The 12,766-nt window shown below is 71.0% G+C and carries 13 protein-coding genes; 10 read left to right on the top strand and 3 right to left on the bottom strand.

What is annotated here, in order from left to right; genetic code table 11:
• Positions 1-171 precede the first annotated feature (171 nt).
• Both AMK31_RS06500 and AMK31_RS06495 read left to right on the top strand, forming a co-directional pair.
• A complete protein-coding gene (locus AMK31_RS06500; protein WP_043504706.1) occupies positions 172-468 on the top strand; it encodes a DUF4193 domain-containing protein in 297 nt (98 codons plus the stop codon).
• 13 nt (positions 469-481) lie between these two features.
• The gene (locus AMK31_RS06495; RefSeq protein ID WP_073939405.1) at positions 482-1,435 is read left to right on the top strand and encodes a hypothetical protein; all 954 of its coding nucleotides are present in this window, start codon (positions 482-484) and stop codon (positions 1,433-1,435) included.
• A 56-nt stretch (positions 1,436-1,491) separates the two neighbouring features.
• Here the strand turns inward: AMK31_RS06495 and AMK31_RS06490 are convergent, their stop codons facing one another.
• Positions 1,492-1,959: a DUF3093 domain-containing protein gene (locus AMK31_RS06490; protein ID WP_073939404.1), complete on the bottom strand. Its 468-nt coding sequence runs from the start codon at positions 1,957-1,959 to the stop codon at positions 1,492-1,494.
• Between the two features lie 57 nt (positions 1,960-2,016).
• On the opposite strand from AMK31_RS06490, the gene AMK31_RS06485 reads away from it, so the two are divergent.
• From AMK31_RS06485 to AMK31_RS06455, 7 genes are all read left to right on the top strand, one after another.
• The gene (locus AMK31_RS06485; protein WP_073939403.1) at positions 2,017-2,601 is read left to right on the top strand and encodes a PaaI family thioesterase; all 585 of its coding nucleotides are present in this window, start codon (positions 2,017-2,019) and stop codon (positions 2,599-2,601) included.
• Positions 2,598-3,149, top strand: coding sequence for a dUTP diphosphatase (dut, locus tag AMK31_RS06480; protein ID WP_241842548.1), 552 nt, complete (start codon positions 2,598-2,600; stop codon positions 3,147-3,149). The genes AMK31_RS06485 and dut overlap by 4 nt, the downstream gene beginning before the upstream one ends.
• Before the next feature lies 1 nt (position 3,150).
• On the top strand, positions 3,151-3,912 hold the full coding sequence (locus AMK31_RS06475; RefSeq protein ID WP_073939402.1) for a DUF3710 domain-containing protein: 762 nt from the start codon (positions 3,151-3,153) through the stop codon (positions 3,910-3,912).
• A 306-nt stretch (positions 3,913-4,218) separates the two neighbouring features.
• Positions 4,219-6,801: a sensor histidine kinase gene (locus AMK31_RS06470; protein ID WP_073939401.1), complete on the top strand. Its 2,583-nt coding sequence runs from the start codon at positions 4,219-4,221 to the stop codon at positions 6,799-6,801.
• Positions 6,795-7,511, top strand: coding sequence for a response regulator (locus AMK31_RS06465; RefSeq protein ID WP_073939400.1), 717 nt, complete (start codon positions 6,795-6,797; stop codon positions 7,509-7,511). The genes AMK31_RS06470 and AMK31_RS06465 overlap by 7 nt, the downstream gene beginning before the upstream one ends.
• A gap of 115 nt (positions 7,512-7,626) precedes the next feature.
• On the top strand, positions 7,627-8,025 hold the full coding sequence (locus AMK31_RS06460) for an OB-fold nucleic acid binding domain-containing protein (protein WP_073939399.1): 399 nt from the start codon (positions 7,627-7,629) through the stop codon (positions 8,023-8,025).
• Positions 8,026-8,028: 3 nt separating this feature from the next.
• Positions 8,029-8,757, top strand: coding sequence for a DUF3159 domain-containing protein (locus tag AMK31_RS06455; protein ID WP_073939398.1), 729 nt, complete (start codon positions 8,029-8,031; stop codon positions 8,755-8,757).
• An 81-nt stretch (positions 8,758-8,838) separates the two neighbouring features.
• Here AMK31_RS06455 and AMK31_RS06450 read toward each other — a convergent pair whose 3' ends face one another.
• Together AMK31_RS06450 and AMK31_RS06445 are read right to left on the bottom strand one after the other, a co-directional pair.
• Positions 8,839-9,516, bottom strand: a complete 678-nt coding sequence (locus tag AMK31_RS06450) for a potassium channel family protein (RefSeq protein WP_073939397.1) — start codon at positions 9,514-9,516, stop codon at positions 8,839-8,841.
• Entirely contained in the window at positions 9,516-10,187 is a 672-nt protein-coding gene (locus AMK31_RS06445) for a potassium channel family protein (protein ID WP_073939396.1), read from the bottom strand. The genes AMK31_RS06450 and AMK31_RS06445 overlap by 1 nt, the downstream gene beginning before the upstream one ends.
• Before the next feature lie 433 nt (positions 10,188-10,620).
• On the opposite strand from AMK31_RS06445, the gene AMK31_RS06440 reads away from it, so the two are divergent.
• Positions 10,621-12,669 carry an APC family permease gene (locus AMK31_RS06440; protein ID WP_073939395.1) on the top strand — a complete coding sequence of 683 codons (2,049 nt, stop codon included), beginning with the start codon at positions 10,621-10,623 and terminating at the stop codon, positions 12,667-12,669.
• Positions 12,670-12,766: the final 97 nt, after the last annotated feature.

The following is a 12,766-nucleotide window of genomic DNA, read 5'->3' as shown; positions in this document are numbered from 1 at the left end:
CGGTCCCGATCGCCATCCAACCCGATCGCTCGTGAGGGGTCCGGTTGGGTGTCGATTGAGTAACAGACCTTGATGTGAGGCAAAATCTCCGCCTCGGGTCGGGCACAAGTCCGGCCTCTCACGCGTTACGTGCGCTGGAGACACCGCAGACACCCGGAGGGGGAGAGCGACATGGCAACCGATTACGACACTCCACGCAAGACCGACGACGACGTCGACTCGGACAGCCTCGAAGAGCTGAAGGCACGGCGGAACGACAAGTCCGCTTCGTCCGTCGACGTCGACGAGTTCGAGGCCGCAGAAGGCCTGGAACTGCCCGGCGCCGACCTCTCGAACGAGGAACTGGCCGTCAGGGTCCTGCCGAAGCAGCAGGACGAGTTCACCTGCATGAGCTGCTTCCTGGTGCACCACCGCAGCCAGCTGGCCCGCGAGAAGAACGGCCAGCCGATCTGCCGCGACTGCGACTGAGGCGGGGTCGGCCGTGACTGGCTCGACCCCACCCTGGAAGCGCCGCTTCCCCGCGCGGGGAGCGGACTCGGGGCTGTTCGACGGCCCCCACGGCGCGCGTGACGACGAGCGAGGCCCATCCGGCACGGGAGAAAGTCTCCCCGCGGGATCGGCCTCGCTCGAACCGGCCGACGAGTGGGACGGCACCCCGGTGCCGGCGGAGAACCCCGCACCCACCGCGAGACGGCGCGCCGCGGTGTTCCGGGACAAGGCCAGGCAGCTGGCCAAGGAGGGCGTGCGCAAGGGCGGAGACCGCGCCCGCGCGGGCATCGCGTACCTCGCGGACCGGCTCATCGAGATGGCCCCCAGAGTGCCCGTACGGGACCTCGCGACGCTGCGCGCGCAGTTCCCCGGCCTCGGCCCGGAAGAGCTCGCCGACAAGCTCGTGGCGGGCGCCTCGAAGGCCTCGGCGACCGTCGGGGCGGGCGTGGGCGCCGCGGCGATGCTGCCCGTACCGCCCGCGATGCCGACGGAGCTGGCCGCGGAGATCACCGGCGTCGCGGCGATCGAGCTGAAGCTCATCGCCGAACTGCACGAGGTGTACGGCCTGCGACCGCCCGGCAACCTCAAGGACCGCAGCAGCGCCTATCTGAGGTCCTGGTCGGAGGAGCGCGGGATCGACCCGCTGAAGCCGACCTCGGTCAACTCCGCCCTCGGCGGTCAGATGAAGCGCGAACTGCGCCAGCAGATCATGAAGCGCATGGTCCGCAATCTGCCGAACCTCATGCCCTTCATGGTGGGCGCCGCGGTGGGCGCGGTCATGAACCGGCGCGACACCAGAAAACTCGCCGCGCGGATCCGCACCGACCTGCGCAAGTCGCAGGTGCCCTGGGACACGCTGACCGCACTGCCGCCGCTGGAACAGCCGGCCGAGCCGCTGCCGGTGGGGGACCTCCCGCAGGAGTTCAAGGAACTCGGCGGTCACTGACGAAGGAGCTCGGCCGCCGCCGGCCGAGCCCGCCCCTCGAGCGCCGCTTCACGGGCTCAGGAGGCCGTGGCCGTCCTGGCCGCCTCGATGGCCGCCGCCAGCCGCTCCGGCTCCCGCGTCGACAGGTACAGGTACGGCGTCGGGTCCTCGGGGTCGGTGACCTCCACCCGCAGCGCCGTCGGAATGTAGGCCCGCAGCAGCAGGAAGGCGCGGGTGTCGGCCTTGTACGTGCGCCAGGCACGGGCCTCCTCGCGGTCCAGCACCTCCGCCTCACCCAGCGCGGCCACCGGGATCTTCGCCTCGCCCGCGATCAGCGAGCCGTTCACCACGCGGATGCGCAGGCTGCCGTACGAACTGGCCGCGACCGCGGCGACCGCCGTACCGCCGACCAGGCCGCCCAGCATCGGCAGGGTGCCGAACGGCAGCAGGATCAGGGCCATCGAGAGCCCCACCAGGAAGCTGATCAGCCACCAGGAGCGGGGGGCGGTGAGGCGTTCGTCGTACGAGGTGGCGGAGAGCTGCATGAAACAAGCTTGGCACGGTGTCCGCAGGGGGCCGACGCGCGGGTAAGGTCTGCGCCTGTGAGTGGTACATCCGCAGCTCTTGAGCCTCCCGTCGACGCCGCGAAGCCGGTGCGGCACCCCGACGCGCCCGCCCCCGGCGAGCCTCTCGGCGCGCACTACGGCCGGTGTTTCGGCTGTGGCGGAGAGCAGCCGCACGGACTGCACCTGGAGGCGCGGGCCGGCGAGGGCGTGTCCCTGACCGCCGAGTTCACCGTCCGGCCCGAACACCAGGGCGCTCCCGGTCTCGCGCACGGCGGAGTCCTCGCCACGGCGCTGGACGAGACGCTGGGCTCGCTGAACTGGCTGCTGCGCACCATCGCCGTCACCGGACGGCTGGAGACCGACTTCGTCCGGCCCGTGCCGGTCGGCACCACCCTCCACCTCGAGGCCGAGGTGACCGCGGTGGCCGGACGGAAGATCTACTCGACCGCCACCGGACGCGTCGGCGGCCCGGACGGTCCGGTCGCCGTGCGGGCCGAAGCGCTCTTCATCGAGGTCAAGGTCGACCACTTCGTCAACCACGGCCGCGAGGAGGAGATCCAGGCGGCCATGAGCGATCCGGACCAGCTCCGGCGGGCCCGCGCCTTCGAGGTGAACCCGTGAGCCGCGCGCCCCTGGACGTCCTGATCCGCCGCGTCGACCCCGACGTACCGCTCCCGGCGTACGAGCACCCCGGTGACGCGGGAGCGGATCTGCGCACCACCGAGGCCTGCGAGCTGGCGCCCGGCGAGCGGGCCGTCCTGCCCACGGGGGTGTCGATCGCGCTGCCCGAGGGGTACGCGGCCTTCGTCCACCCGCGTTCCGGGCTCGCCGCCCGGTGCGGTGTCGCCCTCGTGAATGCCCCGGGGACGGTTGATGCCGGGTACCGTGGGGAGATCAAGGTGATCGTGGTGAATCTCGACCCGCGCGAGTCCGTGCGGTTCGAGCGCTTCGACCGGATTGCCCAACTGGTCGTCCAGCAGGTCGAGAGGGTCCGCTTCCAGGAGGTGGCGGAACTTCCCGGCTCCGCGCGGGCCGAGGGGGGCTTCGGTTCCACCGGGGGCCATGCCGCGGTGGACGGCGGGAGCGGCACAAGTGGTCGGGCCGCCATGGGCGGCACGACGGGTGGGAATCGATACGCTTCGGTCGTATCCGACCGGGAAGGACAGTGACGTGTTCGGACGTCGCAAGAAGAAGGGTGCCGCCGAGGACGCGGCCGGCGAGGCCGAGCAGGTCGTCGACAGCGTCGACACTGAGGCGGACGAGGGCACCCGGGAACGGGTCCGGCTGGAGCCGGGACCCCGGCCCGACGGTCCCTGGGACAGCAGCGAGGTCCGCGACCCGGCCGAGGGCCGGGTGGACCTGGGCGGCATGTTCGTGCCTGGTGTCGAGGGCATGGAGCTGCGGGTCGAGGTCGCGGGCGACGCGATCGTCGCGGCGACCGTCGTGCTGCGCGACAGCGCCATCCAGCTGCAGGCCTTCGCGGCTCCCAAGCGCGAGGGCATCTGGGGCGAGGTACGCGAGGAGATCGGCGCCGGCATCACCCAGCAGGGCGGCATCGTCGACGAGGTCGAGGGTCCGCTGGGCTGGGAGCTGCGCGCCCAGGTGCCGGTGCAGCTGCCGGACGGCACCGGTGGCTTCCAGGTCGTGCGGTTCGTCGGCGTGGACGGCCCCCGCTGGTTCCTGCGCGGGGTGATCTCCGGGCAGGGCGCGGTGCAGCCGCAGGCCGCCGGGCTGCTGGAGCAGATCTTCCGGGACACGGTCGTGGTCCGCGGCGAGGGACCGATGGCGCCCCGCGACCCGATCGTCCTGAAGCTGCCGAACGACGCCCAGATGGTGCCCGAGGGCGTCCAGCAGGAGGAGCAGGCCGGTTCCCGCTTCTCCGGCGGCATGGGCCAGCTCCAGCGCGGACCGGAGATCACCGAGGTCCGCTGACCGGACGTAGAGCGAGACGAGGGCCGTGTCCCGCAGGGGGTGCGGCCCTGCGTCGTGTCGTGCCCTTCGCCGCGGCCTGCGCCATGCCGTTCGCGGTGGCCTCCGCCGTGCCCTCGCCGCGTCGAGTCCGGCGCCCCGGCGTCAGGGTCGAGTCCGGCGCCCCGGCGTCAAGGTCGAGTCCGGCGGCCCCGGGCGTCAGGGTTGCGTCAAAGACCGGTCCGATGCCGCACCTCGACCGGTTTGCCGGGATCGCTCGCCGTAGGGTCGACGCTGCGTCGGCAGGAGTGACCGGAAGACAATGAGGCCATGGCACGCGGCAAGCTTCGGATCTACCTCGGTGCGGCACCGGGCGTCGGCAAGACGTACGCGATGCTGTCCGAGGCGCACCGCCGGGTGGAGCGGGGCACCGACTGCGTGGTCGCCTTCGTGGAGCACCACGGCCGGCCGCGCACCGAGGTGATGCTGCACGGGCTGGAGCAGCTTCCGCGCCGGGAGCTGGAGTACCGCGGCGGGCTGTTCACCGAGATGGACGTGGACGCGGTGCTGGCCCGCGGCCCGCGGGTGGCCCTCGTGGACGAGCTGGCGCACACCAACGTGCCGGGCTCCCGCAACGCCAAGCGCTGGCAGGACGTGGAGGAACTCCTCGCCGCCGGCATCGACGTGATCTCGACCGTCAACATCCAGCACCTGGAGTCACTGGGTGACGTGGTCGAGTCGATCACCGGGGTGCGGCAGCGGGAGACCGTGCCGGACGAGGTGGTGCGCCGGGCCGACCAGATCGAGCTGGTCGACATGTCGCCGCAGGCGCTGCGCCGCCGTATGGCGCACGGGAACATCTACCAGCCGGACAAGGTCGACGCGGCCCTGTCCAACTACTTCCGGCCGGGCAACCTCACCGCCCTGCGCGAGCTGGCGCTGCTGTGGGTGGCGGACCGGGTCGACGCGTACCTGAACGAGTACCGCAGCGAGCACCGGGTGTCGGCGATCTGGGGCTCCCGGGAGCGGATCGTGGTGGGGCTGACCGGCGGACCCGAGGGGCGGACGCTGATCCGGCGGGCGGCCCGGCTGGCGGAGAAGGGCGCCGGCGGCGAGGTGCTGGCGGTCTACATAGCGCGCAGCGACGGGCTGACCGCCGCCTCGCCGAAGGAACTGGCGATGCAGCGCACGCTGGTCGAAGACCTGGGCGGAACGTTCCATCACGTCGTCGGCGACGACATACCGGCGGCGCTGCTCGACTTCGCGCGCGGGGTGAACGCCACCCAGATCGTGCTGGGATCCTCGCGGCGCAAGAGCTGGCAGTACGTCTTCGGACCCGGCGTCGGCGCCACCGTCGCCCGCGACTCCGGGCCCGACCTCGACGTGCACATCGTCACCCACGGCGAGGTGGCCAAGGGGCGCGGACTGCCGGTGCCGCGGCGCGCGCGCCTGGGCCGGGCCCGGATCGTCTGGGGCTGGCTGGTGGGGCTGGCGGGACCGGCCCTGCTGGCGGTGCTGCTCAGCGGCGTGCACCTAGGGCTCGCCAACGACATGCTGCTGTTCCTGGCGCTGACGGTGGCGGCGGCGCTGCTCGGCGGGCTCCTCCCGGCGCTCGCCTCGGCGGCCTTCGGCTCGTTCCTGCTGAACTACTTCTACGCACCGCCGCTGCACCGGCTGACCATCAGCGACCCGAAGAACATCGTCGCCCTGGCCATCTTCGTGGGTGTCGCGGTGTCGGTGGCCTCGGTGGTGGACCTCGCGGCCCGCCGCACCCAGCAGGCGGCCCGGCTGCGCGCCGAGTCCGAGATCCTGTCCTTCCTCGCGGGGAACGTGCTGCGCGGCGAGACCAGCCTGGAGGCGCTGCTGGAGCGGGTCCGCGAGACGTTCGGCATGGACTCCGCGGCTCTCCTCGAACGCCAGAGCGATGTCGACCCGTGGACCTGCGTCGGCCGGGCCGGCACAGGCGGAGCCGTGGACCGGCCCGAGGACGCCGACGTGGACATGCCGGTCGGCGACCACATGGCGCTCGCGCTGAACGGCCGCGTGCTGCCCGCCGAGGACCGCCGGGTGCTGGCCGCGTTCGCCGCCCAGGCCGCCGTCGTCCTGGACCGCAGACGGCTCCAGGAGGAGGCCGACCGGGCCCGCGCGCTGGCCGAGGGCAACCGCATCCGCACGGCGCTGCTGGCCGCCGTCAGCCATGATCTGCGCACCCCGCTCGCCGGGATCAAGGCCGCCGTGTCCTCGCTGCGGTCCGACGACGTGGAGTGGTCCGAGGAGGACCGCGCGGAGCTGCTGGAAGGCATCGAGGACGGCGCCGACCGGCTCGCCCACCTCGTCGGCAACCTCCTGGACATGTCCCGCCTCCAGACCGGGACGGTCACGCCGATCATCCGCGACACCGACCTCGACGAGGTGGTCCCGATGGCGCTGGGCGGGGTTCCCGAGGACAGCGTCGAACTGGACGTCCCCGAGTCGCTGCCCATCGTCGCCGTCGACGCCGGGCTGCTGGAGCGGGCGGTCGCCAACCTGGTCGAGAACGCCGTCAAGTACAGCCCGGACGGCACACCCGTCCTGGTCTCGGGGAGCGCCATCGCCGACCGGGTCGAGCTGCGGATCGCCGACCGCGGCCCCGGGGTGCCCGACGAGGCCAAGGAGCGGATCTTCGCGCCCTTCCAGCGGTACGGCGACGCCCCGCGCGGTGCCGGGGTGGGGCTCGGCCTCGCGGTCGCCCGCGGCTTCGCCGAGTCCATGGGCGGCACTCTGCAGGCCGAGGACACCCCCGGCGGCGGTCTGACCATGGTGCTGAGTCTCCGTGCCGCAGGCACGCGTCCAGGGCCCCTCCCCGCCGCGGAACGCCCCGGTCGCCCCGGTCCCCCTCCTCCCGCAGAACCAGAAAGGCAGGTCTCATGGTGAGCCCGGCTGGGGCCGCACCCCGCACGCCCACGAGGGTGCTCGTGGTCGACGACGAGCCGCAGATCGTGCGCGCGCTCGTCATCAACCTCAAGGCGCGCAGATACGAGGTCGACGCCGCCCACGACGGCGCCGGTGCCCTCCAACTGGCCGCCGTCCGCCACCCCGACGTGGTCGTCCTCGACCTGGGCCTGCCCGACATGGACGGCGTCGAGGTGATCAAGGGGCTGCGCGGCTGGACCCGGGTGCCGATCATCGTGCTGTCCGCGCGGCACTCCTCCGACGAGAAGGTCGAGGCGCTGGACGCGGGCGCCGACGACTACGTCACCAAGCCGTTCGGCATGGACGAGCTGCTGGCCCGGCTGCGGGCCGCCGTCCGCCGGGCCGAGCCCACCGGGGGCGGCGAGGGCGACGCGGTGGTGGTGACCGAGGAGTTCACCGTCGACCTCGCCGCCAAGAAGGTCCACCGCGACGGGAGCGACGTACGGCTCACCCCCACCGAGTGGCATCTGCTGGAGGTGCTGGTGCGCAACAGCGGCCGCCTGGTCAGCCAGAAGCAGCTGCTCCAGGAGGTGTGGGGGCCGTCCTACGGCACCGAGACCAACTACCTGCGGGTCTACATGGCGCAGCTGCGGCGGAAGCTGGAGGCTGATCCGTCACATCCGAAGCACTTCGTCACCGAGGCCGGCATGGGGTACCGGTTCGAGAAATGACCAGGCCGGGCCGGGGAAGAGCGCCGTGGCCCGGGCGGGGTGGTGACAGCCTGCGGTTGCGGGACTGCGGGAACGGGGCTACGACGGTGTCGGTGGGCCCCGGTACGCTTCAAGCATGAGTGCTGTTCCTCGTTCCGAAAAGCCGGTGGGCCGGTTCCGGCGCATGCTCGACCGGCTCTCCTCGTCGCAGGAGGACCTGGAGTCCGAGGAGCTGCGAGAGGACGCGGACACCGCGGGCTGCACCCGCATCGGTGACTGCCACGACCGGCAGATCGTGACCGTTACTGGTACCTTGCGCACGGTCACCCTGCGGCCGCGCGCGGGCGTACCGGCCCTGGAGGCCGAACTGTTCGACGGCTCCGCCGCGCTGGACGTGGTGTGGCTCGGCAGGCGCTCCATCACCGGGATAGAACCGGGGCGCAAGCTGATCGCGTCGGGCCGGATCTCGATGAGCCGGGGCCGGCGGGTGCTGTTCAACCCCAAGTACGAACTGAGACCCCTCGGACGGGAGTAGCCGGTGACGTCGCTCGACAAGCCGACCGAAGACGACGCCCCTCAGGATTCGAGGGCGGTGACGGAGGCCGCGCTCTTCGAGGCGTTCGGCGGTGTGCGGGGCACGGTCGAGACGGTCCTGCCCGGGCTGCTCTTCGTCACGATCTACACCATCAACAAGGACCTGCACCTGTCGGCGATCGCCGCGCTGGGCGTGTCCCTGCTGCTGGTCGTGGTGCGCCTCGTCATGCGGGACACCGTCAAGCACGCGTTCAGCGGTGTCTTCGGCGTCGCCTTCGGTGTCGTCTTCGCGATGATGACCGGCAACGCCAAGGACTTCTATCTGCCCGGCATGCTCTACACGCTGGGCCTCGCGCTGGCGTACATCATCACGGCGATCGCCGGTGTGCCGCTGATCGGCCTCATCCTCGGGCCGGTCTTCAAGGAGAACCTCTCCTGGCGCAAGCGCAACCCCGGCCGCAAGAAGGCGTACACCAAGGCCAGCTGGGCCTGGGGGCTCATCCTGCTCGCCAAGTGCGCGATCCTCTTCCCGCTGTACTGGTGGGCCGACACCACCCAGCTCGGCTGGGTGCTGGTCACGCTGAAGATCCCGCCGTTCCTGCTGGCCGTATGGCTGACCTGGGTCTTCCTCGCCAAGGCGCCGCCGCCCATCGACGTGTTCGCCGAGATGGAGGCGGAAGAGGCGGCCGAGAAGGAGCGGGAGGCGGCGCGGAGGTCGGCGTCGGCCGAGTAGCCCGGACGCTGGACCGGCTGTAACGGCAAGGGGCGCCAGGAGAAATCCGGGCGCCCCTTGCCTTCATACTGCCGTCAGCCGTCACGCCGTCGTGTCGTCCCGCCGCACCGACAGCAGGTCCTCCAGCTGCTCCTCGCGCGCCTGGGCGGCGACGAACAGCAGCTCGTCGCCCGCCTCCAGGGAGTCCTCCTGGGAGGGGGTCAGGACGCGGGTGCCGCGGATGATCGTGACCAGGGAGGTGTCCTCCGGCCACTCGACGTCGCCGACCTGGGTGCCGGCCAGGGCCGACTCCTCCGGCAGGGTCAGCTCGACGAGGTTCGCGTCGCCGTGGCTGAAGCGCAGCAGCCGGACCAGGTCGCCGACGCTCACCGCCTCCTCCACCAGGGCCGACATCAGGCGCGGTGTGGAGACGGCGACATCCACACCCCAGGCCTCGTTGAACAGCCACTCGTTCTTGGGGTTGTTCACCCGGGCGACGACGCGCGGAACGCCGTACTCCGTCTTCGCCAGCAGCGAGACGACCAGGTTCACCTTGTCGTCGCCGGTCGCGGCGATGACGACGTTGCAGCGCTGCAGCGCGGCCTCGTCCAGGGAGGTGATCTCGCAGGCGTCGGCGAGGAGCCACTCCGCCTGCGGAACGCGCTCGACCGAGATCGCGGTCGGCGCCTTGTCGATGAGCAGGATCTCGTGGCCGTTCTCCAGCAGCTCGCCCGCGATCGAGCGGCCCACCGCACCGGCACCGGCAATGGCGACCCTCATCAGTGACCGCCCTCCATCTCAGGACCCTGGGCGAACGCCGCCTCGACCTTCTCGACCTCGTCCGAGCGCATCATCACATGCACCAGGTCACCCTCCTGCAGCACCGTCTGCGACGTGGGCAGGATCGCCTCGCCGAGCCGGGTCAGGAACGCCACGCGGACGCCCGTCTCCTCCTGGAGCTTGCTGATCTTGTGCCCGACCCAGGCGGCGGAGGCGTGCACCTCGGCCAGCTGCACCCCGCCGGTGGGATCCCGCCACAGCGGCTCGGAACCGGACGGCAGCAGCCGGCGCAGCATCTGGTCGGCCGTCCAGCGGACCGTGGCCACGGTCGGGATGCCCAGGCGCTGGTAGACCTCGGCGCGGCGGGGATCGTAGATGCGCGCCGCGACGTTCTCCACACCGAACATCTCGCGGGCCACCCGCGCGGCGATGATGTTGGAGTTGTCGCCGCTGGAGACGGCGGCGAAGGCGCCGGCCTCCTCGATGCCCGCCTCGCGCAGGGTGTCCTGATCGAAGCCGACCCCGGTGACCCGGCGGCCACCGAACGAGGAGCCCAGGCGTCGGAAGGCGGTGGGGTCCTGGTCGATCACGGCGACCGTGTGCCCCTGTTGCTCCAGGGTCTGGGCGAGAGCGGAACCCACTCTGCCGCAGCCCATGATGACGATGTGCACGACCGTCCTTCCGATGTCAAGAGTTGTCGAACCTGGCTTGAACAGGGTCTCAGACCGCCGACCAAGCTACACACGCGCGGTCCGCGGACGGCACCCCCTGTGCCCGGTCCGTACCGAGGTCAGCGGCGGCTGATGCTCCAGACGCTGACCAGGGTGAGGATCGCGAGGCCGATGAGGGTGACGGTGGCGCCGATCAGCTCCGCTGTGCTGGACATGGGTCCTCCGGTGACCGTCAAGAAATCGTTAGGGTTTTCGGGGCGATGAACAGGTGATCACAACGACGTGGGCGGGCGTTTTGTCATATAGACATGGATGACGCCCCGTCCGTTGCAGGTGGAGCGCGCCTCCGTCCGATTTCACTCGGGGAGCAGACGAGGGCGGACGAGGGTGGCGGGTGGGCGGCCCCCTGTTCGAAGGCTTACGATCCTCTGTTGTGTCCAAACTGACCGACGTGCCCAAACGGATCCTGATCGGGCGCGCACTGCGCAGCGACCGGCTGGGCGAAACGCTCCTGCCGAAGCGCATCGCACTTCCCGTCTTCGCCTCCGACCCGCTGTCCTCCGTCGCGTACGCGCCGGGGGAGGTGCTGCTGGTCCTGTCCATCGCGGGCGTGTCGGCCTACCAGTTCAGCCCGTGGATCGCGCTCGCGGTCGTCGTCCTGATGTTCACGGTCGTCGCCTCCTACCGGCAGAACGTGCACGCGTACCCCAGCGGCGGCGGCGACTACGAGGTGGCCACCACCAACCTCGGCCCCAAGGCCGGCCTCACCGTCGCGAGCGCACTGCTCGTCGACTACGTCCTCACCGTCGCCGTCTCGATCTCCTCCGGCATCGAGAACCTCGGCTCCGCGGTCCCCTTCGTCGTCGAGCACAAGGTGTTCTGCGCGATGGCCGTGATCCTGCTGCTGACGCTGATGAACCTGCGCGGCGTGAAGGAGTCCGGCTCGCTCTTCGCGATTCCGACGTACGTCTTCGTCGCGGGCGTCTTCATCATGATCGTGTGGGGCGCGTTCCGCGGGCTGGTCCTGGACGAGACCATGCGGGCGCCCACCGCGGGGTACGAGATCAAACCGGAGCACGAGGGACTGGCCGGGTTCGCCCTGGTCTTCCTGCTGCTGCGGGCCTTCTCCTCCGGCTGTGCCGCGCTCACCGGCGTCGAGGCCATCTCGAACGGCGTCCCGGCCTTCCGCAAGCCCAAGTCGAAGAACGCGGCGAACACGCTGGCGCTGATGGGCCTGCTCGCCGTCACCATGTTCTGCGGGATCATCGGCCTGGCCATGGTCTCCAACGTCCGCATGGCCGAGAACCCGGCCCACGACCTGTACGAGAACGGCGTCCCGGTCGGTGCGGACTACGTCCAGCACCCGGTGATCTCCCAGGTCGCCGAGGCCGTCTTCGGTGCCGGCAGCTTCCTGTTCATCGTGCTCGCCGCGGCCACCGCGCTGGTGCTGTTCCTGGCCGCCAACACGGCGTACAACGGCTTCCCGGTGCTCGGCTCGATCCTCGCCCAGGACCGCTACCTCCCCCGGCAGCTGCACACCCGCGGCGACCGGCTCGCCTTCTCCAACGGCATCGTGCTGCTGGCCGGTGCGGCGGCGCTGCTGGTGTGGATCTACGAGGCCGACTCCACGCGCCTGATCCAGCTCTACATCGTCGGCGTGTTCGTCTCCTTCACGCTCAGCCAGACCGGCATGGTCCGCCACTGGAACCGCCACCTGGCCCTCGAGAAGGACCAGGGCAAGCGCCGGCACATGATCCGCTCCCGGGCGATCAACGCCTTCGGCGCCTTCTTCACCTTCGTGGTCCTGGTCGTCGTCCTCGTCACCAAGTTCAGCCACGGCGCCTGGGTCGCCCTGCTCGGCATGGTGATCTTCTACGGCACGATGACGGCGATCCGCCGCCACTACGACCACGTCGCCAAGGAACTCGCCGCCCCCGACGGCCCCAGCGACGACAGCGTCCGCCCGTCCCGCGTCCACTCCGTCGTCCTGGTCTCCAAGATCCACCGGCCCGCCCTGCGCGCCCTCGCCTACGCGAAGCTGCTGCGCACGGACACCCTGGAGGCGCTCAGCGTCAACGTGGACCCGGCCGAGACCAAGGCACTGCGCGAGGAGTGGGAACGGCGCGGGATCGACGTACCCCTGAAGGTGCTGGACTCGCCGTACCGCGAGATCACCCGGCCGGTCATCGAGTACGTCAAGAGCCTGCGCCGCGAGTCGCCGCGGGACGCGGTGTCCGTGATCATCCCCGAGTACGTCGTCGGCCACTGGTACGAGCATCTGCTGCACAACCAGAGCGCCCTTCGCCTCAAGGGCAGGCTGCTGTTCACGCCGGGCGTGATGGTGACCTCGGTGCCGTACCAGCTCGCCTCCTCCGAGGCGGCGAAGCAGCGCGCCCGCAAGCGGTCGGAGTGGAACGCGCCGGGTTCGGTGCGCCGCGGTCCCGCGCAGGAGCGGGCGAAGGAGTCCAGCACGCGGGAATGAGTCGGCCGGGGACGACGTAGACTGGTGGGCTGTTGTCCGGTCCTGGACAGGCCCGTCAGCCGGCCGTCCCCGTTCCCGATCCCGAATCTGGAGTCAC

The organism is Streptomyces sp. TSRI0107 (genome assembly GCF_001905845.1).
In the GTDB taxonomy this organism is placed as follows: Bacteria; Actinomycetota; Actinomycetes; order Streptomycetales; family Streptomycetaceae; genus Streptomyces.
The sequence above is the reverse complement of the archived record's forward strand: the minus strand, read 5'-3'. Positions and strand labels throughout refer to the sequence as shown.